Raw genomic sequence first — 25,515 nt, 5'->3', positions numbered from 1 at the left:
GGTGCGCGCGAAAAAGGGTCGGTCGCTCTGGTGGGTGGTGCATAGCTGGATCGGCCTGAAACTGTCGATCTTCCTGACCTTCATCTTGGCGACGGGCACTTTTGCCGTCTTCGCGCATGAAATCGACTGGCTGGTAACGCCTGCAATGCGGGTGTCTCCCCGGTCGGAACCCGTCGCGTCATGGGGGGCATGGGCGCAGGCAGCGGCCCGCGCCGCACCGGATGCCCGGCTCCAGACCCTGTACGCACCGATCGACCCCTGGTTCACGGTCGAGGCCTGGCTCAGTCGCGGCAAGGGCGCGCCGGACCGTGTCTATGTCGATCCGTGGACGGCGGAGGTTACCGGCAGGCATGGCTGGGCCAATGTCCACCGCTTCCTGCGGCAGGCCCATCGCCACCTGATGCTGCCGACAAAGATCGGCATACCGATCGTCTGTTCGCTGGCCCTGCTGCTGGCGGTATCTTTGGTGTCGGGCATCGTCACCTACAAGAAATGGTGGCGCGGCTTCTTCCGAATGCCGCGCGGTGGCGATGGTCGGCGGATGACCGGCGACCTGCATCGCCTAATGGGCTTGTGGAGCCTGTGGTTCGTGGTGCTGATCACGCTGACAGGCCTGTGGTATCTGGTGGAAACGTTGGGCGGGAACGCCAAGGTGCCCAAATTGCCGGAGGTCGTGGCCAGTGCGGTGCCCACAGGCTTTGCGCTGGACCGGTTGGTCGCCGTAGCGCGCAGAGCCGATCCTGCTCTCGACATTCGGGAAATCCGATTCACGCCAGACAATGGCGTCATCTTCCTGGGCCAGTCATCCGTCTGGTTAGTGCGCGATCGCGCCAACGCCGTAGTTGTATATCCCGCTACGTCGCGGGTCGTCGCGCAGCTGGATGGACGCACATTGAGCGCGCATCAGCGTATTTCCGAAATGGCTGATCCGCTGCATTTCGGCACGTTTGGCGGCCTGTGGACCAAGGTCATCTGGTTCCTGTTCGGCGCGCTGCTGACGGCGATGGCCGTCACCGGCACAATGATCTACGCGATGCGGCTAGCCAGATCGTCACGATCCGCCTCTGGCAGCGTGAAACCCGCCTGGCAGGGCATGGGTGCCTGGGGATATATCGGCATCGCCCTCATTCTCCTCACCCTGATCCTGACCCCGGGGGCGATTGGGGGAGCGAGTTGATGCAAGTCCGACCCTTTGTTGCCATTCAGCCGCCAAATTTGCGTTCTCCCAAGCGGAAGGTCCGCTAACCCTAAGCCATAGCCAAGCCCTCGCTTGCGAAGGTCGTCCAGGCGCCCCTGCCGCGGTCCCGGTCGACTGGAGGCCTCGTGGAGATGAAAGATCCACCCCTATCTCCGCCAACGAAGCAGGCACGCTCATGAAAAAGTGATAGGGCTCAAGGGATAGGTTTTCGCTGCACAGGGGCTGCCCGATATCTGATGCGGTGGCGTTCAGTGCCGTTCTCTTGCCTATGATGATGCGGTCCGTCTAGGGTTCGACCAGGCGCGGCCGGTCGCCCCGCCCCCACCGGAAGGAATTCCTTTTGCTCGACGGCCCCCGCCTCGCCCCTTTATCAGGCTCGAGGCCAGACGCCCTGATCATCCTGATCCATGGCTATGGCTCCAGCGGCGAAGACCTCATTTCGCTTGCGGCGATGATGCAGCCCTCCCTTCCACAGGCGGCCTTCGTGGCGCCGAACGCTCCTTTGCAAATCCCTCACATGGCAGCGGCCCATCAGTGGTGGCCGATCGAGACCTTTTCCATGGCCGAGCGCGCGGCCGGCGCTGCAGCGGCGGCGCCAACACTCGACGCCTTCATCGACGCGGAACTGGAGAAGGCAGCTCTTGCCAGCGACCGCCTCCTGCTTGTCGGCTTCAGTCAGGGAACGATGATGGCGCTGCATGTCGGTCTGCGTAGACCTCATCCTGTTGCCGGCATCATCGGCATGTCGGGCATGCTCGTCGCACCGGAACAGCTGGAAACAGACATCCGTAGCCGCCCGCCCATTCTGCTCATCCACGGCACGGTGGACGACGTCGTCCCGTTCCGCTCGATGGAACTGGCCTCCACTGCGCTCACCGCAGCCGGCGTGGTCGTGGAAAACCACGTGTCGCCCGGCATCGGTCATAGTGTTGGACCGACTGGGACGAGGAGGCGGAGGCCGTGCACCATATCCCGCGCGAAACGCTGGAAACCGAGGGCACCCCGCATGACGAGGTCGCACGGCGCATGGTCGACCAGCTTTCCGGCCACGTCCTGTTCGCCAGCGCGCCGTCATGGGACGGAAAATGGCTAAGCGCGCTACTGCGTGCGGCCAAGCTGCCGCGCCATGCGCTACGCATCCGCGACACAGAGGAGGCCCGCGCAGAGGTCGCGAGAAGGATCCTTACCCGGGTGTTTCCGCCCGAACGCCTGCACATAGAGATCGATGACCTGCTCACGCTCATCGAGGTACGACGCAAGGAAGGCCAGCCTGCACACCGGGCGCTCGCCGATGCGCAGGACGAGCATCAGCATTGGATGGAGGTCGTGGCCGAGGCGGAGGCGGTTGCAAGGAGGGCTGTGCGTAGCTGATCACACCCGCGTTACGCCGGGCGCTGACTGACGAGCGTATGATGACGCGCCGGACTTCATAACGCCTGACATGCCATCAGGCCTTTGCGCTTCGAAAGTGGTGCGGGACGGCCTATATCCTGTTGATGCAGATCGACCTCTTCGACCAAACTCAGCTTGCGCCCTCCACCCCTGCGGGGTTCACGCATCATGACGCGGTGATCGACGCGGCGGAGGAGGAGATGCTGATCTGCGCGGTGGAGCGATTTCCGCTCACGCCCTTCCGCTTCCAGGGATGGGAGGGCAAGCGGCTCACATTCTCATTCGGCTGGGCCTACGACTTTGAGACCGCGCAGGTCGCTGCCGCTCCGCCCATGCCCGACTGGCTGCTGCGCATGCGCGCCAGGGCGGCCGACTTCATGGGATTGGCCGATGAAGAACTCGTCCAGGCCCTGCTCATCCGCTACGACCCCGGCGCCAGCATCGGCTGGCATCGTGACCGACCAATCTTCGAGCATGTCGTCGGTATTTCTCTGGGGGCGCCCGCCACTCTGCGTCTCCGCCTGCGTGCGGACGGCGGCTTCCGGCGCCATGGCATCCCCTTGCCGCGCCGCTCGATTTACGGGCTGACAGGAGATGTCCGGCATCGCTGGGAACACAGCATCGCACCCATGGAGCAGACCCGCTGGTCGATCACCTTCCGCAGCCTGTCGGAGAGCGGGCGCCGGCTTCTCGGGCACTGACCCGCGCAGTCGCGCCTGGACGTAGGCTTCGACCCTTATCGACCAAGCAGCGCTAGACCTTTGATCGCCAGATGCGGACCGTCCGCTCCCTCGTTCGCCTAGGCCACGACCAATATTGGAGGCTAGCCTCGCACAGCGATATCGCACTTAACGGCATCACCGGCCCCCACTTCCCTTCACGCCATGCCCGGAGCTTTGCCGCGCCCGCGCGCTGGCCCATTCTTTCCCGCCACCTTCCCCGACGCCGGTTTGGTCGCCTTTTCCGCGGCCTTGCGCTCCTCGCTCTTCTTCTTGACCGTCTTGGTATCGAGGCCACGACGGGTCAGGTCGATCCCAACGACAGCGAGATCCTCGACATTGCGATATTGGCTCGCAAGCACCGCCCAATGCTGGCGCAGCGCCGCGAGAAGCGCCTCGAAACTTTCGGCGCGGCCGCCACCCGGCAGATCCCAGCTCTGCTTGATGCCGACATAGACGAGGAGGAAAATGCCCCGGCTCGAGCGAGCATCGCGCAAATAGTCACCGCCGAGCTGGACCTCCATGCGTTCGAACAGATGTGGACCCGTCCAATTGTCGGCGACCTTCAGCTCGACCGGGACCGGCGCGTCGAATCCTGCGCCGCGGAACCGCAGATCGGGGCGCTTGGCATCGGCAAGCTCTTCCTCGGGCGGGATGCTATAGCGTCCTCCGGCACGATCGCGCAGCCAGCCGCCAATGAACTTGCGGAATTCGGTCTCCTGGTCGGTCCCCTGCAGGATCGAGGCGATGCTCTCGTCGCCATGCTCGAGATCGTGCTTCAGCGCCTCGAGCCGCTCCACGCCAAAATACCAGAGCTCGCGATGATTGGTCGGCGTAGCGACGCGCGCGTCGTTGAATTCCTTGACCTGGCCCGGAGTCCACGGCGCGAAGTCGGCATCGAGGGTCGCCTTGGTCTTGGCGTGAAAGCCCATCCATGGCCGTGACTTCACCGCCGGGTGCGCGCGCTCCATTTCCATGAGCGCAAGATAGGCTTCCTTGCCCGGCGTCTCGCGGATGAACGAGAAGAGCGCGTTGCGCGCATCCTGGGCGTCGTCACGCAAGCCCGGCGAATAGACGCCGCCGCCGGACCGCTCGATATCCTCTTCCTCGCGGATATATTTCGCCATGAGTAGGTAGAGCGTCTTCATGTGCTCGAGGGTGCGATAGGCGAGCCGCGCCCGGCCCTCCTGCTGGCGGCCGCCGAGCAGCGCGACGACGAAGCGCAGCGCGAGGTTGGTCTGTTCCGCGGGATCGTTCAGCGTGGCGAGGCGCGCCGCGACGGCAGGGATCGCGGCGTCGGGATCGACGCCGGCCCAGGTTGCATACCAGGTCGGGGTGAAGTCCGGGTCATATTTCGCCGCCGCCTTGCGCGCGGCGATCTTGGCGATATCCGCGTCCGGCACCGACGAGCCCTGCACGACTGACAGGACATAGCCGAGATTGCGCGGATTGATGCGCTTCGCGCGCAGGGCGGGCAGCAATGCCGGGGCGATCTGATCGCGCGCGAACGCGCCATGCCAAGCCACGTCGTACAAGACATAATGGCTCTCGCCGTCGGTCTGCTCAACCTTGAGCTCGTGCCGGATCTCGGTCAGCAAGACGTCGGCGACCGCATCGGGAAATGCAGAATAGAGGTCCGGCAGCCAGTCCGGAAAGCCGTTCAGCTCCGCCAGCCCATAGCGCGCCGCCTTGGCGGCGTCCTCCGGCGTTAGCGTCGTGAGCCAGTCCTCCGCCTCGCGCGCCTCGATCGCGATCCCGGTCAGGCCGAAAATCACCGTATGGGGCGTCTGGTTGGTCGACGCGCCCTGGGATTGAGTGAGGGGCTTGAACTCGCGCCAGAAACGGACGGCGGCGTCGCGGTAGGCACTCGCAACCGGCTCGCCATAGGTGTCGACTAGCGAGCGCCAATTGCCATCGGTCCAGTGGTTGTGATCGTCCCTGCCCGCAGAACGCATCCGCTCCATCAGGTAGGCTTGGTCCTGGGTCATGATCGCCGGCTTGCCGGTATGCCGGATCTGGTCGACGCGCTCGGCGAGAAGCCTCTTGTCCTGCTCGAGCCGCTTCTTCTGGGCGGCCGCGATCTGGGCGTCCCGCCGTTTCCACTGCGCCTCCTGCTTGCGGAATTCCGCAAGCTGGTCCGCGGGCGGGTGCAGGAGCGATTCCAGCTTGGCGGCGAGGGCCTCATCCGTGGCGGCAATCCGCTTCAGCCGTTCGCGCAATTTGCGCGGCCGCTTGGCCGCGACAAAAAGCCCGAAGGCGAGGGTCAGCGCAACGAGGCGATCGTCGAGCAGCGCCCGGTTCTCGATGTCGGCCGCGATGGTGTCGATGCTATCCGGCGCGAAGGCCCAGCAGCGACCGAAGATCGCGACGTGCCACCAGTCGACAAGGCGCTGATCCTTCTTGGCCTCGCGCCATGCCCGCTCCTGTTCGACCGAGTGCCAGAACAGCGCATGGTTCAGCTCTGGCCACCCCTGCACGAGCTCGGGCAGGTCCTTGCGGATCTCCTCGAAATGGCTGCGACCATAGTCGCTGGCGACCGGGAGCAGCCGGAGCGCGGTCAGCGTCGATGGCGCCAGCGCCGCCGGATCGCGCGCCTCGATCAGGCGCACGGCGGTGCGCGCGACCGTCGCGGCGAGCCAGCCATAAGCCTTCGAAATCTCGCAATGCCGCTCCTCGACCACAGGTTCGCGGAGCAGAAGCTCGATAAGGCCAGCCATCAGCCCGCCGAGCAGCGCGACCGGGAACTCGTCGACCAGGTAGCCGAGCGGATCGGCCAAGGGATCGACCGAATGCGGGTTTTTCCGCGCTGTGGCCTCAAGCGCCTGCAACAGCCAGGCGATCGCTGCTTCCTCATGGGGTAGACCGGCCAGCAGTTCGCCGAGCCAGTCGCGGCACAGCCCCGGCCCCTCTGCGAGAAAGGTCTGTCGGATGTCCGCGGCGTCTGCGGGCGTGCCGACCGAGAGGACCGCGCGGATTGCCGCGATGCGCGTGTATTTCGAGCGCGACGTCAGCGCGAAATGCTTGGCCTTGGCGGCAAGCGCGTCGATGCCGCCCTGATAGACCATGCGCAGCAGGAACCAGGTGATGTCGTCGTCCGCAGCATATTGGTAGAGGAGCGCGCCGATCTCGTCTGCGAGATCAGGGTTCGCGAAGCGCTGGACCGCCTGATATTCCATCATCGTGCGGCCATGCGCCGGCTGCGCGACCTGTTCGCACGTCTGCCGCAGGATGTGACGCCGCGTGTCGAAGGGCAGCTTGGCGGGGTCGCCGCCCTCGAACAGAACCTCGGGCGCGAGCGCCACGACCCTGTCGAGGATCCGCCGATCGAGCGCCGCCAGCCAGGGCAGCACCGGCCGCATCGTCGGCACGATCACCTCGATGCTGTATTGCTTGCGGAAGAACAGCCCTTCGATCTTCGCGCGCGAGCCTTCATCGACCAGCAGCGCGTGCAGCCATTCGGCGGTCAGATATTCGCGCACCGAGCGATGGTGGAACCGGACCGTCCCGTAGATGCCGGGGTCGAAAATCGGCCGAGAAAGCAGGGTCGCGCAGTCCTGGTCGTTCCAGTCGGTGAGGACGTCCTTGATCGGCAGGCCCTTGCTGTTCTGATTGCCGTCGGGAACCCGGATCGCGGATTCTTGGCAGAGCGTGGCGGCGGCGGCGACGAGGCGGGCTCCTCCGCGGATACGGTCGACCGCGATCGGCCGCGCGTCGGCGCGGTCTTGGTCCCGCTCCTCGAGACGATTCGCGATGCTGCTCGTCATCAGGTCGAGCCGCGAGCCGATCCGCTGGTGATCGTTCCAGAACTCGACTGTCTCGGCGAGATCGAGCGGCCTAGTCGTGAACGACCACGCTTCGGCGCGCTCCACGGCCTTGGTGAAGGCCTTGATGTCGGTCACGCCCTTAGCGACCGCGAAGATCTCGATCTGGGCGCCGTGCAGATCCTCGAGGGTCACGATGCGGAACGGGGCGTGCTTATTCTCTCGCTTCGCCGCGGTCTCGGCTGCGACGGCATATTCCCCCTGTGGCGCGGGCGCCTCGTCGGGCGCCTTCGCCGGCGCATCCCAGCGCAGGTTGGTCCGGCACAGGAGGAGGTCGGTCGCAGGACGCCACGCCTCCGTGCGACCCGTGATGACGATATGCGTGCGCTGCAGGGCGCGCTCGATCCGCTTGCCGATGCGGCGGATGGCGCGCTCGAAATCCTTGGGGTCGCGCAGGCGCGCCTCATCGACGGAATCGAGGAAGAGCCAGCCTCGATCGCCCGACTTGAGCCAGGCCTCGAACTCCTCGAGATCCCCTTCCTCGAAGCTGGTCTCGAAATCGTCGACGACATGCTCGATGCGCAGGAAGAAGGCCGGCTTCCCCTCGTTGCGCTGGCGACGGCAGATATGCCGGATCTCCTCGGTCTTCCCCGAACCGGCCTCGGCCAGCACGATGACGCGCGGCTCGGCAAGGAGATCCGTCCAGCGCGTCGATGCCTCTCGCGCGAAAAGCCGCACCATCTTCGCCTCGTCGCCATCCTCATCGGAGATGGCGAGATCGCGAAAGGTACGATCCAGCTCAATGAAATCGTCGAAGTTTCCAGACATGGCACGGATATAGTCGTTACGGTCGTAATCCGCACGGGGGGATGCCGCTAAAAGCGCACGGCGACAGGCTCTATCTCGGACAATCGAAATGGATCGGCGCCGGAAGCGCGAGCATCGTCCCCTTCTCACTCTCCGACACACCCGGGAGGGTCGCTAACTGAGTGGCAGGTTATGCGCCGGAAGCTGCCATACAGCCGTGCCGCAAGGAAAGCCAGATTTGTCCCACGACCCGGCGTTCGCCCCGGTTAAACCGCCCCTTTCCGGTCGGTAAGCGGTTGATTTTCGATCCCCAACTGCCGACGGTCCGCTTTCTAGCCTGACGAGTTCTCGGATAAGCGATGGGATATGGGTCCCAAGAGAACGGCCCCAGAAGCCAAAACGCGGTCACCGAGACATCTCCTATCGGCCGTAGGTTGCGCTGGCTCCAAGCCTTGTCTGGGCCGAGGACCTTGAAATGCAACCAATCGATAAACGATTTCAGCTTCATGTCCTTGGCATCGACAGAATCAATGTCAGCGATTCACGCGACCCTTTACGACGGTGCCCCGCAGGTCTATCTATGGATCATGGCAACGATCACCACCCGGCATAACCAGCGCAGCACAGCCTCCGCAGCTAAGCGGGTCGGCGGCTATTCGGAACTGATCCGCCTTTCCGGCGAACGCAAGCGCAGCTCTGATGCAGTTGTGGCGCGAGATGCCAGCACCGGCAGATTCACGATCACGATAAAGCCCCGCAAGGGCTGAGTTTCTGCCCAGGTGAACTTCACGCTCGCCCTTCTGGCAGGCCTCGTCGTGCTGCTCCCGGGCATCACGGCGCTGGTCGCCTGGAACCTTCAGGGCGCAACGCAGGGTGCAAAGCGCCCGGAGCTGCAGCTGACATCGGTGAATGCGCTGTTTGTCGCCATGGCCATGGCGATCCTGATGCACGTCGCGGGCTATGGTCTGGTTACGCTGTTCTGGAGCGCCGCCCTCGAACTGGGCCACCATATCCGGCCTTGGGGACCACCGATTCAAAATCCCTATGAAATGGCTCTGGCTGTTTCTCTCGGAAAGGGATTGCCAAGCTCGGAGTCCGTCTGGACGTTCCTCATAGTCATATTGCTCGAATCCCTGCTTGCCTGGCGCCTGATTGCCTCGCGCGGTCTGGACATAGCTCTCGACGCCTTCGACATCCGCTCGCAGGGCTGGGTCTTCCAGCATGTCGTTCGGCCGCTGCGCCATGGCTATACGCCAATCGCTTATGTTCTGACGACCTCGACCCATGGCGAATATGGCATTGGGTATGAGGGCATCGTCGCCGACATCCGGCAGGGCGACAATGGCGAGCTGAAGGCGATCAGCCTCGCCGAACCGCAGCGCTTTATCTATCAGCTTGTGCCTGCGGACGAAAAGCATCCCCGACGCAAACCTCATCTCCAGACCCATGATCGCGAATGGGTCGGCGGCATGGTTGCGCTTGACGGTTCGGTGATCCGTAACATCGTCATCCATACGGTCTGGCACGAGCTAGTCGAGGAGCTAGAGGACTTGCCCATCAGTCCGGAGGAAGAGGCAAGTCTCTCCGAAACTCCGATCACTGGCGAGGTAGCAGAATGACCGCTGCGCTTGAGATCCTGAACCTCATCATCATCGTCACGGTCGTCTTCGTAGGTCTCGCGTTCGCGATCCGCTGGACGCAATATCTTGCGGACTGGCTGTGGCTGATACCCCATGCGCCCAAGACCACTATCGCGGCAACGATCGCATCGGTAATATTGCTCGCGATCGCGCTCAGGATCGTCACCCAGATAGCTCTCGACGGGCCACTTGCGCTGGCGATCGAACTGGTCTTGATGCCCTTCATTGCGGTCCAGGTGGCCAATTACTGCGCCTTCCAACTTGCTTGGCGAAAGACGAAGGAAAAGCCGGAAGGGTCATGGCGAACCTTCATCTTCGATGCGCGTCGCGCAGGCCAGCGCGCTGCTTATGAAGCCCCGCCGACCGAGCAGATCTGATTCCTCTTCATCGGTGAGGCGTCGCGGCTCAGCCAGCTTAGAATGACGCCGTGACAGATTCCCGCGCATTCCTCAATCCAATGGCAATGTCATCTGGCAGGCCAACTCTGACTGCGGGAGAGCGCCCCCTAGCAACATCGACCGAAGCTGCGCGACACTGGTAAATGCATCAAGAGTTCTATCGCCGTATTTCCGGCGCTCAGTAGCTTTCAACACCGCGAATGTTTCCTCGTCGAGTCGTTCGACGATGAACTTGGTCAGCACGGGCCCGGGCGTCAGGTGCCAGCGGATGATCCGCCGCGCTGCACGAAGCAGGTTTCCCATTTCGCCTGGATTAGAGCGAAGACTTATCTCAAGTCGACGGCTCTGGATGCGCTGGAAATAGGTTTTGTCGCATACAACGCGACGGCTGCGGAGATCATACACCACCGCATCCCAGTCAAAAAAGGTACACTGAACAACGTCATCCAGATCCCGAACAGCGACGTGACCAGCAGTTACCGCCCAAGTGTTCTGGAGCGCCCAAAAGTCTATCTTCCATGGGCCTTCGGAATAGCCGTATCCGCCAAATCTATTTGCTACAGCGCCTATACGCGACGCTAGTGCTGCAACCTCGCGCGGGTCACCTTGTATCACGAGATCGAGGTCGGACTTGAAGGCGTCGCGTCCACCCAGCGCAAAGTCGCGGACAAGCCCGCCTATAATACCAACGCCATCGAAGCGCATGAAATGCTCATTCAGCAATCGCCGTAGAAGGGCAGCTTCCGGCGTCGCATTCTCCCATACGAACCGGTCAAGCCGCCCCTTCAGGATGCGGCTGTCACGCGCGATTGATAGTTGGGACATCGCTCAGCTTCTGCCAAGTGTTGATCGCGAATCCATCCGTCATGCCCGAGATCATGTCGGTCAGCAGGCGTAGTTCATGATAACGGCGCACACGTCCGTCACCGTTTGTCGCCTTGGCCTCGCGGCAAGCCACCTCCAAATAGTTTGGACTGATAAGAGAGAATGCGTAACTGTCACGCGCCTCCACCCGCCTGGACATCAGATCTTCAGGTTTTTTCCTGTTTTGAATCGCACTCCAGAATATCGTCATCAGGCCATCGATGGCTGCGGCGCCGATTGCTTCCGAACGCAACACCGCAGGGTTAGCGAACGCATACTTCTTGGCGATGTCCTTCATCACGTCGCAAAGTCCGTTGCCTTGCATGAGCGGCGTTTCAAACTCGTAAGCCTTGATCGCATCTGCATTGCGTGAAAACGTGTCGCCGGCATCATCGATGAGCGCCTTCATCATGTACGCTCTAACATACTGCTCCTTAATGTCGCGTCGGATTTCAGCGCGACGGGGGCTGTCGTTCACCTCGACGAACTTCTTTTCAAGCTTTGCGACAGAGTCGAGGTCACGGACACCATCCGTGTGCTTTAGAACTGTGAGGACGTCATCTGGCGAAATTATGCCTTTTTTCAAGATATCGTCCACGTCGAGCACAGAATAGGCGATGTCATCGCACGCTTCCATTATCCAGGTAAGAGGGTGCCGCTGCCCCTCCTGCAATCCGGTTTGCGCGCGCACCCACTCGACCACGTTACGTTCCGACTCAAAATATCCGGCTTTCTTGATGTGATCGCGATCTTTGTTGCGCGCATCGGCGTGGACCGGATATTTGAGCGAAGCTGCAAGCGTAGCCGCGGTGAGGTCTAGACCAACCTGGTGATGCGAGGTCTGCAATCGTGCCATCACTCGCAGGGTTTGCGGGTTGCCATCGAAATCGACGAATTCGGTGATCAGGTTGGCGGGAACCTGATGCTCCAGCTCGTTGGCTCCCTCGCCCTCCCGCTCATGGCTGAAGATCCATGACCGTCGACTTTCGAACCAACTCCCAATCGCGACCTCACCCTGATGTCCGAAAGGTGGATTTCCGAGGTCGTGCGACAATCCGATAGCCGAGACGATCGGTTGGACGATCCGAAAGAGGTCCTGCCCGCCAAACGCCGCCCCGCCGCTCGCCGCGGCCACACGCGTCGCAATGGATCGTGCCAGGTTGGCAACTTCGTGCGAATGCGTCAGACGTGTTCTGACGCCGTCATTGGCGTCCATCGGCCAAACCTGGGTCTTGTCAGCGAGGCGCCGCACCGGGGACGAAAAAAGCAAACGATCGTAGTCCTGCTGGAAAATCGACCTGTCGCCATCCGACGCCTCGCGCTCGCTTATGTTATTGCCTGATGCGTCGTAGCGGCGGCGGGCGTCAGACCAGATGTTAGGCGTCGAAATTGGTATACTCCTTCGAGATCGACTTCCAGTAGGTCGCGACCAACGGCAATTGAATCGCTAGACAACGATCCATAGCAGAATGGCCGTCGTCGGTAAGGGCTAACACAAATGATAATGCACCGACCCACGGACCACGAGCCTCGACGGTAGAACCGGACGTCTCATTCCCCCTCAGCATCGCTCACCCGCAAATTGAAGAAATTTAATAGTAAATATTTTCAATAACTTGAATGATATTCGTGCTGATCGCGTCAGGTTTATATGTACATAAGTTGACATTGTCGGAATTTATTACAATATTCCTGACATTGGAGGTGGGACATGACCGATGGGCCATTCCGAAACATGCCCTTGAACGCCAGATGGAAGCGCTATGGGGAAGACTTAGTCAACGATGCAAAAAGCTTAGATGAACGTGTAGCTCGAGCGGGGGATGCCATGCTCGCGAATGCGGATATCGGCGAAATCGCAATGCTGGTCGCGGCGCTCAGGGAGTACGATAATCGGCTGCAGCTGGATTTCGATCCTCTGGGCTCGATCCAGCGCATTATCGAACAGCACGATGGCGGTTGCCTGGCCGACGAGCTTGCAAGAAATCTGATGGCCAATCTGCATAGCCAGGCTCCCCTCGCGATGGCCCTAGATAATGCTCTGGTCGACATAGCTGAGGATTTGATCTCGAGTTCAAAGAACCGGTTGGACGTGCACTGCATCGAATCGCGCGAACTCGGTGACATGAAAGCGGCCGAATATCCAACGGCGCGCGCACGAAATCGCGACACCTTTGCCGCGATCGACGCGGCTAAGATCGCAAATGCTCTGGAAATGGGCGATCGGCGTGCTTTTGCAGTGGGCCTTAAGAAAAAGGTGGGCACGGACGATGGTCCAGACTTCTGAAAATCGCTCCCGCCGCGGCCCTGCCACGATGAACAAACGACTCTTTGTGGCTGAGCACGGCGAAGCTGCGATCAATCAGCAGCCGATCGGCACAATTGTCGCGGAAATCGGAACTGAAATCGTTTTCGATCCATCCGGCCTCGATCGCTACAATGTCAAAGGGTTCGAGCCTTGCCACTATGACCTCCTTGTAATCTGCGCCGCGATTGAACTGGCGGACAGGCGATGGAAGCGGCCACAAACCTGGAAGCGGTCACTCGAACTCTCGATACCGGTGATCGATCTGAAGCGCTGGAACCGCGGCGATGTCCAGGAGGCACTCAAGGCCACGCTTTCAAAGCTGACCGGAGATAGATGGCACTTCCATTTTCGCGAGGCGAAGTCCCATGCCCCAATAGGCAGTAGGCAGCGCCCGCTCGTATTCGACGAGCGGTGGAAATTCGCTATCGCCTATAGCGACGGACTAGATTCTCGCGCCGTCGCCTCGTTGTGCGGCCCCGCCGAAAAAGTGCTGTGCATCCGTGTGTCGGGCAACCGTCAGCGCAGGGCCGATGGAGATAGTCATTTCGACAGGATTCCATTTAAGGTCCGCGGTAGCCGTGGCCGGGAAAGCAGTTTTCGCTCGCGTGGTTTCCAATTCGCGGCGATCACGGCGATCGCTGCCCATCTAGCCAGAATCGAACGGGTGGTCGTTCCCGAAAGCGGACAGGGCGCACTTGGCCCGGCATTTCTGCCTCCCTACGGCGTCTACCGCGACTATCGCAATCATCCCGTTTTCTTTCGATTGATGGAAAAATTTCTAGATCTTTCGCTGGGTAGCGGAGTCCGATTTGAGCAGCCTCGCCTGTGGTCCACCAAGGCTCAGACCCTCAAAGCTTTTCTGGCACTTCCCTCGCGAGAGGATGGTCATCTCAGAAGCACCCGTTCCTGCTGGCAACAACGGAGCATCGTCAATGTCGGCGGTCGCAAGCAGTGCGGCCTGTGCGCGGCCTGCCTGCTTCGCCGTATGAGTCTGCACGCAGCCGGCATAACCGAACACGACGGTGCCTACGTCATTTCCGATCTCGGCACCCCTTCTGCCGCAGAAGCCTTAGCGACCATAGCGAGCGAGGTGGACCGGGAGATCATGATTGAATACGGGACCGCCAGCGTTCGCCACTTCCAGGATCTGGCAGAAATGGCCGTTTGGGACGACGGGAAAATTCGCGTCCACGTAGCGGAAGTGGCGACCGCTCTGGGCGCAACGAACAACGAAACGAACAAAAATTTGAGACTATTATTAAAGCAGCATGCCGACGAATGGGCCGCATTCCTCGCTTCCCGAGGCGAGCAAAGCTTCCTTCTAAAGTGGTTGGGAGGCATCCATGACTGACCTGGTCGAAATCAGCGCACAGGAACTTGGTCGGCGGCTCCGGCTCGCCCGCGAGACTGCCGGAGTGAAGCAGGAACGTGCGGCCGAGGCTATCGGCACGTCGAGGCCCACGCTTGTATCGATTGAACAGGGCGTTCGAAAAGTTAGAATTCAAGAGATCCAGAAGCTCGCGCAACTCTATGGCATGTCCGTCAATGCGCTGCTGCGCCGTGAAGCTGTCCATACCAACCTCATACCCCGCTTCCGCAGGCTGCGGGAATCCGAAGACGAACATACCCTCGAAGCCATTGGAGTGCTGAACGACCTTATAAAGGCCGATATCGAAATCGAGAATGTCCTCGGGATCCGAAGGAAAACGAATTACCCACCGGAACGGGGCATTGATCAAGGCGATGTCGTCGAACTCGCAGAACGGCACGCAGAGGAACTACGCAAGTGGCTCGGGCTGGGGCCGGGACCGATCGCAGACATTTTCTCGATCATCGAACTGGGCCTCGGGATACGGCTCTATCAGCGCTGCCTGTCTCCCTCGTCGAAGATCGCCGGTCTGTTCACGTACGACGAGGATGTGGGGGCGTGCATCTTCCTGAACGCCAGTCATCCCCTTCCACGGCGTATCCAATCGGCCGCCCATGAGCTCGGACACTTCATCGGTACGCGCCGCAATCCGGAGGTTCTTGAGGAAAATGAACGCTTTCTCTCCCGCGAAGAGCGGTACGCCAACGCCTTCGGCCGCGCATTTGTCGCTCCAACCGAGAGCTTTGCAGAGAGCTTTCGCCGCCTAAAGGAGATTACGGGCAAGGTCACGCGCCGACTGATTGTCCTTCTTGCTCAGGAATACAATATTTCCCGACAGGCATGTGTTCTCCGGCTCGAGGATCTCGGCCTCGCAAATAAGGGAACCTGGGGCTGGTTTCAGGACAACGGGGGCATTACCGAGGAGCATGTCCGGGACGTCTTAGGAGATGTAGGGGCCCGCCCCGACCCGGCGAAGACCGATGCGCAGCGCCAAGTGTCCCATCGCTTGAGCCTTATGGCCCACGCTGCGTGGAAACGCGATCTCATGTCGGAAGGGCAACTGGCGGATCTCCTGCGCATCGACAGGTTGGAGTTGCGGGGGATTATCGACCAGATCGAACTGGAAGAGAGCGAGCTCGATGGCAAACTTTGATCCGGGGATCGCGCATGGCACCTCGCTCATCCTGGACACAAGCGTTGTAATCAACCTTCACGCCTCGGGGCACGGGAAGGAAGTCCTTGCGGCCCTTCCCTTCCGCCTGGCCACACCGGGCATCGTGTCCGATGAACTGAACCGGCAGAGTAGCAAATCTAGCGGAGAGCGCGATTTTCTCGCCCAAGCATATAAGTTGGGCCTCATCGAACAGATCGAGATGACCGACGACGAGTATCAGATGTTCACGAAACTGGTCCTCTTAGCGCCCTCGCTGGATGATGGAGAAGCCGCAACCATCGCAATAGCTCGGTCGCGCGAATTCGTTCCCGTCATTGACGAGCGAAAGGGCCGCGCGAGGGCGCTTGCCATAATGAGTCAACAGTCGCCTGCCTGGTCGTTGAACCTCATTCGCCATCCTACGGTCGTCAGCAAACTCGGAGAACAAGCTGCGACCGAGGCACTGTACAATGCGTTATACCGAGGACGAATGCGCATCGCGCCTGATCACGCCGATCAGGTGATCTCCGTGATCGGCCTTGAACACGCGCGCAGATGTACATGCCTGCCGGGCTACAAGGATCGTTTCCAAGTTCTGTCAGTCCAATAGGCATTGCGGTCTGTATCTGGCAGCAAGCACAACTGATTTCCGCCTATTCACGACAAGTACTCATTGCACCAACTCAAACTCTCTAATTTTATACAAGCCAATGCTTGATTTCCGTGAACGGCAGCACTCGGAAACGACGGCAGGCTGGCAGAATGGTTCGGCTGGGATGCATTGCTGTCACGAATTTTCCTTTCAGCAAACCTCTGGAATGTCTGGCTGCGAGAAGCTGTGCTCCAAAGCCGACAGTCGCGAAAGTCCCAGCCCTTGCCTAAAAGCGGCTCGACCACGCCGTCCAAAAGCAAGCGATTTCGAATGGCATTGCATAGCCTGAAGTATTGGCCTGAAATGGCCACGGATGAAAATGGACTTTCCCGCTACAGCCCAACAATAATTTGAAAACATCATTCCGCCCTCCTGATCATGGATGTAGAAAGTGTTTGAGAAACTTTTCTGATCATGGCTCGTCGGTTTACGGTTAGCCTCGGCAGTTTGAGGTTTAGTGACATTTTACGGTGGTAGTTTACAAAGAAAATCCTTGTAAATCAAAGAAGAAAGGCGGTCTCTTAATCAGCGGGTCCTAGGTTCGAGCCCTAGTGCGTCCACCACTACTTCATCAGGCCGGATGAAGCGAATTGCCAAAGGCCAGGTGTGGACGCATAGCTCAGTTGGTAGAGCAGCTGACTCTTAATCAGCGGGTCCTAGGTTCGAGCCCTAGTGCGTCCACCAAATTTTCCCTTAAAAGACAGAGACTCGCGCCGATCGGGGCCAGCCTCAAAAGTCGTTCAGGATTTGCTTCCTGGCCTGTTTCTATCCGTCGTAGCAGCACCCCACGTCCGAATGCGCAGGGTGCTGGCAGCATTATGCGGAAACCCCCGACGTCGTGATTCAGGGGGCAGTGCCTTTAACCCCGACGCGGCGAGCAAGTTGGAACTCCCGCGCTAACTGAACCTGCCTTCGTCCTCCGACCCGAACAGCGATGCTGTCAGCATGCCCGCCGTCTCCAGCTTCGTCGCACGTCTTTGCAGGGACCAGATGCCCACCATATAGTTCGAACCCGCTGTAAGGGGCACCAGCGGCCCGGGAACGGGCGATGGAGGAGGTCCCGGGCAACGGGAGGACCGAACAGCCCAAGCGTGCCAGTGCGGCATCCACGGCCATCTGGCCTTGCATGATAGCGAATGGCCCAGTGCCAGCATGCCGCAAACGTCTGTCTATCGCTCTCATGCCATGCTGAAACGATCAGCTTGTGTTGCGCCGGTCGCTGGTTTCCCCATACCCGGCAAGCCAGTTTTATGCATAGCGCGTTTGCCGTAGTAGCGCAGATGATACAGTCAGGATTGAAAGCAGGCTGTAACGCTCACTCATCCGCGGATTGTCACCAGGGTCTCCGGACGAACCGCTTTTCTGCGCCTTGTGTCCAACGCAGACCACGGAGTATAATATTCCGGAAGCTGTCATCGGACATCCTTGCCCTTTCAACCTCCCTTCGACACGATCCCAGAAATAGCGCTCGCCACTTATACCAGAATGCGATGATGCTGACCCATAAGGCAGTTCCCCGGCGAACGCCGGGGTCCAGTTCTGAGCGCGGAACTGGCCCCGGCCTTCGCCGGGGAGCAACTGGCTATAGGTTCCTGTCAATGCAACTTGGTATTAGGCCCAATCGACATTCAGCCCTGACGGGCTGCAAATGGCGGCTTTCCGCGCTTCCGGTGCTCACGTACTTTTAGTACGCTGCGCTCCGGGTCGCGAAAATCCACCATTTTCGCTCCGTCATCATCTGAATGTCGATCGGCCCTAGAGCAAGCGCTTCTCCCCGACCCGTCGAAAGCAGTCTATTATAGCTTAATCAGGCCGGTACTGCCGCCAGCGCGGCCTTGACCGCGTCGATCGCCGCCCGCGCCTTGTCGCCTTCCGGGCCACCGCCCTGCGCCATGTCGGGACGGCCGCCACCCCCCTTGCCACCCAGCGCTTCCACGCCAGCGCGCACCAGATCGACGGCGCTGAACGAGCCGGTCAGGTCATCGGTGACGCCGACGGCAATGGTGGCGCGACCTTCGACCACGGCCAACACGGCGGAAATGCCGCTGCCCAGCGTCTTCTTGTTGCCGTCCACGATGCCGCGCAGTTCCTTGGGGTCGAGGCCGTCGATCACCTGGCCAAGGAAGTGGACGCTGCCGATCTTTTCCGGGCCAGCCGCCTGCGCGGCCCCGCCGCCGCCCAGCGCGAGAGCCTTCTTCGCATCGGCCAGTTCCCGCTCCAGCTTGCGGCTCTGCTCCACCAGCGCGGCGATGCGCGCGGGCACGTCGTCGGGCGAGGTCTTGAGTGCAGCGGCGGTCTGGCGCAGCTTGTCGTCGCGGTCGATCAGCCACAGGCGCGCGGCTTCGCCAGTCAACGCCTCGATCCGGCGGACGCCGCTGGAGACAGCGCTTTCCGACACGATCTTGAACAGCGCGATATCGCCGGTCGCGCGGACATGGGTGCCGCCGCACAGTTCAACCGAATAGCTGTTGCCGCCCGGTTCCCCCGGCAGGCCCATCGACAGGACGCGGACTTCATCGCCATATTTCTCGCCGAACAGCGCCATGGCGCCGGCCGCGATGGCATCATCCGGGGTCATGAGGCGGGTCGTGACCTCCTCATTATGGCGGATCTGCGCGTTCACATCGGCTTCGATCTTCGCGATCTGGGCGTGGCTCAACGCTTCGGGATGGCTGAAGTCGAAGCGCAGGCGCTCTGCTGCAACCATGCTGCCCTTCTGCGTGACATGCGCGCCCAGTTCCTTGCGGAGCGCAGCGTGCAGCAGGTGCGTGGCGCTATGGTTGGCGCGGATGCGGTCGCGGCGCTCGACATCGACGACGAGGTTGACGGTGTCACCCACCTTGACGCTGCCTGCACTGATCGTCGCCTGATGCGCGTGGAGACGGCCGAGCGGCTTGGAGGTGTCCGCGACTTGCGCCGTCAGGCCGCCGAGCGAGGTGATCGTGCCCGCATCGCCATTCTGGCCGCCGCTTTCGCCGTAGAAAGGCGTCTGGTTGGTGATGATCGCGACGGTATCGCCGACGCTGGCGCTATCGACGCGCGCGCCGTCCTTGATGATGGCCAGCACTTCGCCCTCGCCCTTGGTCGAGGCGTAGCCGATGAATTCGGTGCTGCCGAGAGTTTCGGCGATGTCGTACCAGATGTCGTCCGACGCCTTTTCGCCTGACCCCTTCCACGCGGCGCGCGCGGCGGCCTTCTGCTCCGCCATGGCGGCGTCGAAACCAGCCCGGTCGACCAAAAGCCCCTGCGTGCGCAGCGCATCTTCGGTCAGATCATAGGGGAAGCCATAGGTGTCGTGGAGCTTGAACGCTATGTCACCCGGCAGGGCCGCGCCTTCGCCAAGGCCAGCGGTCGCATCATCCAGCAGCTTGAGACCATTTTCCAGCGTCTTGCGGAACCGGGTTTCCTCCCGCAGCAGGGTTTCCTCGATCAGCGGCTGGGCGCGGACCAGTTCGGGATAGGCGCCGCCCATTTCCGACACCAGGCTCGACACCAGACGATACATCAGCGGGTCTTTCGCGCCGATGATATGGGCGTGGCGCATGGCCCGGCGCATGATCCGGCGCAGCACATAGCCGCGGCCTTCATTGGCGGGCAGTACGCCGTCGGCGATCAGGAAGCTGGTCGAGCGCAGATGATCGGCGATGACGCGGTGGCTCGCCTGAAACTCGCCATCACTCGCCGTCTTCGTCAGCGCGGCAGAATCCGCGATCAGCGCCTTGAACGTGTCCGTGTCATAATTATTATGGACGCCCTGCATCACCGCCGCGATGCGTTCCAGCCCCATGCCGGTGTCGATCGACGGCCTGGGCAGTTCCGAAACGATCTCGTTGGCTTCCTGCTCATATTGCATGAAGACGAGGTTCCAGATTTCGACGAAGCGGTCGCCATCTTCCTCCGGCGAACCGGGAGGGCCACCCCAGATGTGGTCGCCATGGTCGTAGAAGATTTCCGAGCAGGGACCGCACGGTCCGCTGTCACCCATCGCCCAGAAATTATCCTTGGTCGGAATGCGGATGATCTTGTGGTCGGGCAGGCCCGCAATCTTCTTCCACAGGTCGAACGCCTCATCGTCCGTGTGGTAGACGGTCGCGGTCAGCTTTTCGGCGGGCAGACCCCATTCCTTCGTCAGCAGGGTCCAGGCATGATGGATCGCCTGTTCCTTGAAATAATCGCCGAAGCTGAAATTCCCCAGCATTTCGAAGAAAGTATGGTGGCGCGCGGTATAGCCGACATTGTCGAGGTCATTATGCTTGCCGCCGGCGCGGACCGACTTCTGGCTCGACGTCGCGGTCTTGTAGGGGCGCGTTTCCAGACCTGTGAAGACATTCTTGAACGGCACCATGCCGGCGTTCACGAACATCAGCGTCGGGTCGTTGTGCGGCACCAGCGGCGCGGACGGAACGATGGTGTGGCCGTTGGCCCCGAAATAGTCGAGGAAGGAGCGGCGAATGTCGTTGGTCGAGGTCATGGGGGCGATTTAGTGGGAAGCGGCCCGCCGCACAAGCGGGGGATTTGGTCGTGGTGTCACATCCTGTCATGCCAGTGCAGGCTGGCAGCTACAGATCGCTCAATAACCCGGCTGCCACGGCTTGCTTTCCAATGCGGCAAGATCGCCATCCGATAAACGTTGCATCATTTCTAAAGTCTCGTCGCGCGACACACCGCGCATATGTCGAGGCTCATCATCCAGTTCGACATTCTCGAACGTGACATAATAGCCGCGCGAAATGCCCAATCCCCATTCGCTTTCATGGATTACGGAAACGAAAACATGCTCCTCATCGTCCAACCGCTCCTTAAGTTCATCTAACAGAGCGGAAAAGATAGAGGGCGAAGGATCACGCTCGCAAACACCATATCGATGATAAATGAAGAAGCTCATGGGGGCATGTTAAATAAGAACGGCGGCTTCAGCAAATGATCGTGGGTTGAAAAAACTCACTCCGTCATCCTGGGCTTGAGCCGGGATCCCGCTTCTTTCTGCCGACGCAAGGCAGCGGGACCCCGGCTCAAGGCCGAGCTGACGTGAGTTTGTCAGGCGATCGGCTCCTCGATCGACACCGGCGGCTTGGAGAACCATTTCGGCCCCTGCGCGGTCATGTGGAAGCAATCCTCCATGCGGATGCCCATGGTGCCGGGCAGATAGAGGCCCGGTTCGTTGGAGAAGCACATGCCGACGTCCAGCTTCGTCGTTTCGCCATGGACGAGGTTGACCGGCTCATGCCCTTCCATGCCGATGCCATGGCCGGTACGGTGCGAGAGGCCGGGCAGCGCATAGCCGGGGCCATAGCCCTGCTTTTCATACCAACCACGCACCGCGTCATCGACCGAACCGGCGGGGGCGCCAAGCTTCGCGGCCGCGAAGGCGATCTTTTGCCCCTGCGACACATCGTTCCAGACCTTGCGCTGCTGCGCGCTGGGGGCCGCGCCATAGACGAAGGTGCGGCTGATGTCGGACTGATAATCCTCGACCGTGCAGCCGCAGTCCATCAACACGACTTCCCCTGCCTTCACCGCCTGCGGCTTGCCGGAGCCATGCGGATAGGCAGCGGCCTCGCCCAGCAGGATGAGGTTGAACTCCACCTGCCCGCCCAGTTGCTTCGTCGCAGCGCTCATCAGCGCGCCGATATCGGCGGGGGTCATGCCGGCCTTCACCTGGGGATAGGTCCAGCGATAGGCGGCCATGGTGACGTCGGCGGCCGTCTGCATCAGCGCGATCTCAGCCGCCGTCTTGCGCATGCGGATGGCGCGGGTGACGGGGTCTTTCACAAGACTTGCGGCGGGCAGCGCCACCTTGAGGCCGTCGACCGCGAAATAGCGGACCGTTTCCTCGATACCGATGCGCCCCTTGGCCAGCCCCTTCGCGGTCAGATAATCGGCGATCGGCGCATAGGGGCTTTCATGCTCCTGCCAGACGCGGACTTCAGCAGGAATCGCGAGCGATTCGTCGATCGAGGGTTTCTCGAAAAAGGGGCAGACGACCAGAGGCGTGCCGCTGGCCGGGATGACCAGCGCGGTCAGGCGCTCGCTGCGCCACCAGCGGATGCCGCTATAGTATATGAGGCTGGCGCCCGGTTCGACCAGCAGCGCGTCGATGCCGGCCGCATGCATCATTGTCTGCGCGCGAGCAAGGCGGTCAGCGCGCTCGGCCTTGCCGATCGGCGTGACGCCGCCGGTCAGGGATTTGAGCGCCTCGCCTGCCTTGTCCTGCGCGAACAGGCGCGGGCTTATCAGCGATGTGGCAAGGCCGGCAGCGGCATAGCGCAGCAGGGTCCGGCGATCAGGCGTAGGCATAATGTCCCCCGGTCTGGAGCGCAGCCTGATAAGCGGGCCGCGCATGCATCTCTTCCAGCCAGCGGATCAGATGCGGACGGCTGCTGTCAAGGCCGCCACGCGCACGGGACGCCTCCAGCGGGAAGCTCATCATCATGTCGGCGGCGGTGAAGGCATCCCCCGCAAAATAGCGTCGCGTCGCCAGTTCGCTCTCCAGCCAGTCGAGATGATCGTCCAGCATGCGCTGCACCGTCGGGCGCGCGGGACGACCGAGCAGGCCGAGCTTGCCGACGACGAGCAGCGCCAGCAGCGGCGGCATCATCGACCCTTCGGCATAATGGAGGAACTGGCGGTAGAGGATGGCGCCCTGTGCGTCGGCAGGCGGGCCGAAACGGTTGCCGGACCGGGCGACCAGATGTTCCATGATCGCGCCCGTTTCGATCAGGCGATGGCCGTCCACCTCCACTACCGGGGAACGGCCGAGCGGATGGATAGCCCGGAGCGATGCGGGCGCCCGCATCGTCTTGCGGTCGCGCTCATAGCGGCGGACCTCATAGGGTTCGCCCAGTTCCTCCAGCAGCCAGAGAATGCGTTGCGACCGGCTGTTGTTCAGATGATGGACGATGATGGTCATGTTGGCTCCCATGCTGCCCGCCGGTGATGGCGTATCGCAGCTTGGGAGGGTTGCCAAGGCACCCCTGTTCCCCGGCGCAGGCCGGGGTCCAGAGTCGTCGAGCGCGGCGTTTAAAAAACTGGACCCTGGCCTTCGCCGGGGAACAACGGGTTACGCGTCCTCCAGCGCCTCCGCCTTCTGTTCCGCACGGAAGGCGTGAAGCAAAGGCTCTGTATAACCGCTGGGCTGCTCGACCCCCTCGAACACCAGCGCGCGAGCGGCCTGATAGGCGAGGCTCTCGGCCTCGCGCCCGCTCATCGGTTGATAGAGCGGGTCGCCTGCATTTTGCGCATCGACCTTGGCCGCCATCCGTTCCAGCGCGGCGTCGACCTGTTCCGCCGTGCAGACGCCGTGCAGCAGCCAGTTAGCCATATGCTGCGAAGAGATGCGTAGCGTCGCACGGTCTTCCATCAGGCCGATATCGTGAATGTCGGGAACCTTGGAGCAGCCGACGCCCTGATCAACCCAGCGGACGACATAGCCAAGGATACCCTGCGCATTATTATCCAGTTCCTGCGCGATTTCTTCGTCCGAGAAATTGCGGCCGACCGCAACGGGAATGGTCAGCAGCTTGTCCAGCGGCGCGATCCCCTCCGCCTTGCGCTCTTCCTGACGGGCGAAGACATCGATGCGGTGATAATGGGTCGCGTGCAGCGTCGCGGCGGTCGGCGAGGGAACCCAGGCGGTGTTCGCGCCGCTCTTCGGGTGGCCCGACTTCTGCTCCAGCATGTCGGCCATGCGATCGGGCGCGGCCCACATGCCCTTGCCGATCTGCGCCCGGCCGGACAGGCCACAGGCAAGGCCGATCTGAACGTTGCGGTCCTCATAGGCCGAGATCCAGTCGCTGCTCTTCATCTCGCCCTTGCGGATCATCGGACCGGCCTGCATCGACGTGTGCATCTCGTCCCCGGTGCGGTCGAGGAAGCCGGTGTTGATGAAGACGATCCGGTCCCGAACCGCTTCAATGCAGGCGGCGAGATTGGCAGAAGTGCGGCGCTCCTCGTCCATGACGCCGACTTTCAGCGTATGACGCGCCATCCCCAACATATCCTCGATCGCGTCGAACAGGCGGTTGGTGAAGCCGGCTTCCTCCGGCCCGTGCATCTTGGGCTTGACGATATAGACGCTGCCGGCACGGCTGTTGCCACCGTCGCGCTTCAGGTCGTGCAGCGCGATCAGGCTGGTGACGATGCCGTCCAATATGCCTTCAGGCGCTTCCTCGCCATCGGGCAGGCGGATGGCCGGATTGGTCATCAGATGGCCGACATTGCGGACGAACAGCAGGCTGCGGCCCGGCAAAGTGAAGCTGCTGCCGTCCGGCGCGGTGTAGGCGCGGTCGGGATTGAGGGCGCGGGTCATTTGGCTCCCGCCCTTCTCGAACGTCTCGGTCAGGTCGCCCTGCATCAGGCCCAGCCAGTTGGCATAGGCCGCAACCTTGTCCGCCGCATCGACGGCGGCGACGCTGTCCTCCAGATCGCAGATGGCGGTCAGCGCGGACTCCAGAATGACGTCGGATATGCCAGCCGGGTCGGTCGCGCCGATCGGATGCGCCTTGTCAAAAACGACTTCGATATGCAGGCCGTTGTGACGGAACAACCGGCCCTTCTCGCTGGTGCCGACAAACTGCGCCGGATCGGCCAGAACGATCTCGTCGCTTGCCAGATCCGCCCAACTGCCGTTCGCCAGCGGAATGGCGTCGTTCAGAAACGCCTTGGCCCAGCCGATGACCTGCGCGCCGCGCGCGGCATCATAGCCCTTCCCTGCCGCCGCGCCGGGAATGGCGTCGGTGCCGTAGAGCGCATCATAGAGGCTACCCCAGCGCGCATTGGCCGCGTTCAGCAGAAAGCGGGCGTTGAGGATCGGGACGACCAGTTGCGGCCCGGCCATGCGGGCGACTTCATCATCGACATTTTCGCTGCCGATGGCGAAGGGCGCAGGCTCAGCGACCAGATAGCCGATTTCGCGCAGATAGTCCTGATAGGCTTGCGGATCATGCGGCTGTCCCCGGCGCTGCTCATGCCAGCTGTCGATCTGCGTCTGTAATGTGTCGCGCTTGCGCAACAGGGCGGCATTTTCCGGCGCAAAGCGCGCAAAGATGGCGGCCGCGCCGCTCCAGAAGGCTTCGGGCGCGATGCCGGTGCCGGGCAGCGCGCGGGCTTCGATGAAATCGGCCAGTTGCTCGGCGACCTGAAGGCCGGCCTTATCGATCATGCGGTCGGTCATACTATCCACTCCATTGGTTGCGCCCTTCATAGACTGTTAGCATTATGCGGTGTAGACGCTATTATTCGAAGACAGTCATTCT

19 protein-coding genes and 1 tRNA gene are annotated in these 25,515 nt (G+C 61.5%); 12 read left to right on the top strand and 8 right to left on the bottom strand.

Features of this window, described 5'->3' with window-relative positions:
• Position 1 precedes the first annotated feature (1 nt).
• The 4 genes from BMX92_RS09220 to BMX92_RS09205 all read left to right on the top strand — a co-directional run bounded on the left by BMX92_RS09220 (position 2) and on the right by BMX92_RS09205 (position 3,291).
• Complete coding sequence (locus BMX92_RS09220; protein ID WP_256213333.1) at positions 2-1,177, top strand: PepSY-associated TM helix domain-containing protein; 1,176 nt, start codon at positions 2-4, stop codon at positions 1,175-1,177.
• 361 nt (positions 1,178-1,538) lie between these two features.
• Positions 1,539-2,291 (top strand): alpha/beta hydrolase, encoded by a 753-nt coding sequence (locus tag BMX92_RS09215; protein ID WP_093015389.1) that lies wholly within the window; start codon positions 1,539-1,541, stop codon positions 2,289-2,291.
• Positions 2,225-2,569: a hypothetical protein gene (locus BMX92_RS26895; protein WP_143066751.1), complete on the top strand. Its 345-nt coding sequence runs from the start codon at positions 2,225-2,227 to the stop codon at positions 2,567-2,569. Before BMX92_RS09215 ends, BMX92_RS26895 begins: the two co-directional genes overlap by 67 nt.
• Before the next feature lie 125 nt (positions 2,570-2,694).
• The gene (locus tag BMX92_RS09205) at positions 2,695-3,291 is read left to right on the top strand and encodes an alpha-ketoglutarate-dependent dioxygenase AlkB (RefSeq protein ID WP_093015383.1); all 597 of its coding nucleotides are present in this window, start codon (positions 2,695-2,697) and stop codon (positions 3,289-3,291) included.
• A gap of 176 nt (positions 3,292-3,467) precedes the next feature.
• Here the strand turns inward: BMX92_RS09205 and BMX92_RS09200 are convergent, their stop codons facing one another.
• On the bottom strand, positions 3,468-7,898 hold the full coding sequence (locus tag BMX92_RS09200) for a hypothetical protein (RefSeq protein WP_093015380.1): 4,431 nt from the start codon (positions 7,896-7,898) through the stop codon (positions 3,468-3,470).
• Positions 7,899-8,383: 485 nt separating this feature from the next.
• Between BMX92_RS09200 and BMX92_RS09195 the strand changes: the two genes are divergently transcribed.
• The 3 genes from BMX92_RS09195 to BMX92_RS09185 are packed head-to-tail and all read left to right on the top strand — an operon-like array spanning position 8,384 to position 9,894.
• Positions 8,384-8,644: a hypothetical protein gene (locus BMX92_RS09195; RefSeq protein WP_218145748.1), complete on the top strand. Its 261-nt coding sequence runs from the start codon at positions 8,384-8,386 to the stop codon at positions 8,642-8,644.
• 12 nt (positions 8,645-8,656) lie between these two features.
• Entirely contained in the window at positions 8,657-9,496 is an 840-nt protein-coding gene (locus tag BMX92_RS09190) for a hypothetical protein (RefSeq protein WP_093015374.1), read from the top strand.
• The gene (locus BMX92_RS09185; RefSeq protein WP_093015371.1) at positions 9,493-9,894 is read left to right on the top strand and encodes a hypothetical protein; all 402 of its coding nucleotides are present in this window, start codon (positions 9,493-9,495) and stop codon (positions 9,892-9,894) included. Before BMX92_RS09190 ends, BMX92_RS09185 begins: the two co-directional genes overlap by 4 nt.
• A 72-nt stretch (positions 9,895-9,966) precedes the next feature.
• On the opposite strand, the gene BMX92_RS26890 is transcribed toward BMX92_RS09185, so the two are convergent.
• Together BMX92_RS26890 and BMX92_RS09175 are read right to left on the bottom strand one after the other, a co-directional pair.
• Positions 9,967-10,620 carry a hypothetical protein gene (locus BMX92_RS26890; RefSeq protein WP_143066749.1) on the bottom strand — a complete coding sequence of 218 codons (654 nt, stop codon included), beginning with the start codon at positions 10,618-10,620 and terminating at the stop codon, positions 9,967-9,969.
• Between the two features lie 94 nt (positions 10,621-10,714).
• Positions 10,715-12,073, bottom strand: a complete 1,359-nt coding sequence (locus BMX92_RS09175) for a deoxyguanosinetriphosphate triphosphohydrolase family protein (RefSeq protein ID WP_256213349.1) — start codon at positions 12,071-12,073, stop codon at positions 10,715-10,717.
• A gap of 417 nt (positions 12,074-12,490) precedes the next feature.
• Here BMX92_RS09175 and BMX92_RS09165 point away from each other — a divergent pair, with 417 nt between their 5' ends.
• The 5 genes from BMX92_RS09165 to BMX92_RS09145 all read left to right on the top strand — a co-directional run bounded on the left by BMX92_RS09165 (position 12,491) and on the right by BMX92_RS09145 (position 16,945).
• Positions 12,491-13,066, top strand: coding sequence for a hypothetical protein (locus BMX92_RS09165; RefSeq protein ID WP_143066748.1), 576 nt, complete (start codon positions 12,491-12,493; stop codon positions 13,064-13,066).
• Positions 13,067-13,094: 28 nt separating this feature from the next.
• Positions 13,095-14,438, top strand: coding sequence for a 7-cyano-7-deazaguanine synthase (locus tag BMX92_RS09160; RefSeq protein ID WP_218145747.1), 1,344 nt, complete (start codon positions 13,095-13,097; stop codon positions 14,436-14,438).
• Complete coding sequence (locus BMX92_RS09155) at positions 14,431-15,609, top strand: helix-turn-helix domain-containing protein (protein ID WP_093015353.1); 1,179 nt, start codon at positions 14,431-14,433, stop codon at positions 15,607-15,609. The genes BMX92_RS09160 and BMX92_RS09155 overlap by 8 nt, the downstream gene beginning before the upstream one ends.
• Positions 15,596-16,219 (top strand): hypothetical protein, encoded by a 624-nt coding sequence (locus tag BMX92_RS09150; RefSeq protein WP_093015350.1) that lies wholly within the window; start codon positions 15,596-15,598, stop codon positions 16,217-16,219. Before BMX92_RS09155 ends, BMX92_RS09150 begins: the two co-directional genes overlap by 14 nt.
• 650 nt (positions 16,220-16,869) lie before the next feature.
• A tRNA-Lys gene (locus tag BMX92_RS09145) sits at positions 16,870-16,945 on the top strand.
• A gap of 1,123 nt (positions 16,946-18,068) precedes the next feature.
• Here BMX92_RS09145 and alaS read toward each other — a convergent pair.
• The 5 genes from alaS to BMX92_RS09120 form a co-directional block, all read right to left on the bottom strand.
• Positions 18,069-20,732, bottom strand: coding sequence for an alanine--tRNA ligase (gene alaS / locus BMX92_RS09140; RefSeq protein ID WP_093015347.1), 2,664 nt, complete (start codon positions 20,730-20,732; stop codon positions 18,069-18,071).
• A 99-nt stretch (positions 20,733-20,831) separates the two neighbouring features.
• Positions 20,832-21,146, bottom strand: coding sequence for a hypothetical protein (locus BMX92_RS09135; protein ID WP_093015345.1), 315 nt, complete (start codon positions 21,144-21,146; stop codon positions 20,832-20,834).
• 152 nt (positions 21,147-21,298) lie between these two features.
• Positions 21,299-22,558 carry a M24 family metallopeptidase gene (locus BMX92_RS09130; protein ID WP_093015342.1) on the bottom strand — a complete coding sequence of 420 codons (1,260 nt, stop codon included), beginning with the start codon at positions 22,556-22,558 and terminating at the stop codon, positions 21,299-21,301.
• Entirely contained in the window at positions 22,545-23,171 is a 627-nt protein-coding gene (locus tag BMX92_RS09125) for a glutathione S-transferase family protein (RefSeq protein ID WP_093015339.1), read from the bottom strand. The genes BMX92_RS09130 and BMX92_RS09125 overlap by 14 nt, the downstream gene beginning before the upstream one ends.
• Before the next feature lie 150 nt (positions 23,172-23,321).
• Complete coding sequence (locus tag BMX92_RS09120; protein WP_093015336.1) at positions 23,322-25,433, bottom strand: malate synthase G; 2,112 nt, start codon at positions 25,431-25,433, stop codon at positions 23,322-23,324.
• Positions 25,434-25,515: the final 82 nt, after the last annotated feature.

Origin of the sequence: Sphingobium sp. YR768 (assembly GCF_900111125.1) — a bacterium.
Classification (GTDB): domain Bacteria; phylum Pseudomonadota; class Alphaproteobacteria; order Sphingomonadales; family Sphingomonadaceae; genus Sphingobium.
The sequence above is the reverse complement of the archived record's forward strand: the minus strand, read 5'-3'. Positions and strand labels throughout refer to the sequence as shown.

Excerpts from the sequence above, each read along its gene's own strand:
- BMX92_RS26895 (WP_143066751.1), top strand. The coding sequence starts at position 2,225 with ATGGTCGACCAGCTTTCCGGCCACGTCCTGTTCGCCAGCGCGCCGTCA.
- BMX92_RS09205 (WP_093015383.1), top strand. The coding sequence starts at position 2,695 with ATGCAGATCGACCTCTTCGACCAAACTCAGCTTGCGCCCTCCACCCCT.
- BMX92_RS09200 (WP_093015380.1), bottom strand. The coding sequence starts at position 7,898 with ATGTCTGGAAACTTCGACGATTTCATTGAGCTGGATCGTACCTTTCGC.
- BMX92_RS09195 (WP_218145748.1), top strand. The coding sequence starts at position 8,384 with ATGTCCTTGGCATCGACAGAATCAATGTCAGCGATTCACGCGACCCTT.
- BMX92_RS09185 (WP_093015371.1), top strand. The coding sequence starts at position 9,493 with ATGACCGCTGCGCTTGAGATCCTGAACCTCATCATCATCGTCACGGTC.
- BMX92_RS26890 (WP_143066749.1), bottom strand. The coding sequence starts at position 10,620 with ATGCGCTTCGATGGCGTTGGTATTATAGGCGGGCTTGTCCGCGACTTT.
- BMX92_RS09165 (WP_143066748.1), top strand. The coding sequence starts at position 12,491 with ATGACCGATGGGCCATTCCGAAACATGCCCTTGAACGCCAGATGGAAG.
- BMX92_RS09160 (WP_218145747.1), top strand. The coding sequence starts at position 13,095 with ATGAACAAACGACTCTTTGTGGCTGAGCACGGCGAAGCTGCGATCAAT.
- BMX92_RS09155 (WP_093015353.1), top strand. The coding sequence starts at position 14,431 with ATGACTGACCTGGTCGAAATCAGCGCACAGGAACTTGGTCGGCGGCTC.
- BMX92_RS09150 (WP_093015350.1), top strand. The coding sequence starts at position 15,596 with ATGGCAAACTTTGATCCGGGGATCGCGCATGGCACCTCGCTCATCCTG.
- alaS (WP_093015347.1), bottom strand. The coding sequence starts at position 20,732 with ATGACCTCGACCAACGACATTCGCCGCTCCTTCCTCGACTATTTCGGG.
- BMX92_RS09135 (WP_093015345.1), bottom strand. The coding sequence starts at position 21,146 with ATGAGCTTCTTCATTTATCATCGATATGGTGTTTGCGAGCGTGATCCT.
- BMX92_RS09130 (WP_093015342.1), bottom strand. The coding sequence starts at position 22,558 with ATGCCTACGCCTGATCGCCGGACCCTGCTGCGCTATGCCGCTGCCGGC.
- BMX92_RS09125 (WP_093015339.1), bottom strand. The coding sequence starts at position 23,171 with ATGACCATCATCGTCCATCATCTGAACAACAGCCGGTCGCAACGCATT.
- BMX92_RS09120 (WP_093015336.1), bottom strand. The coding sequence starts at position 25,433 with ATGACCGACCGCATGATCGATAAGGCCGGCCTTCAGGTCGCCGAGCAA.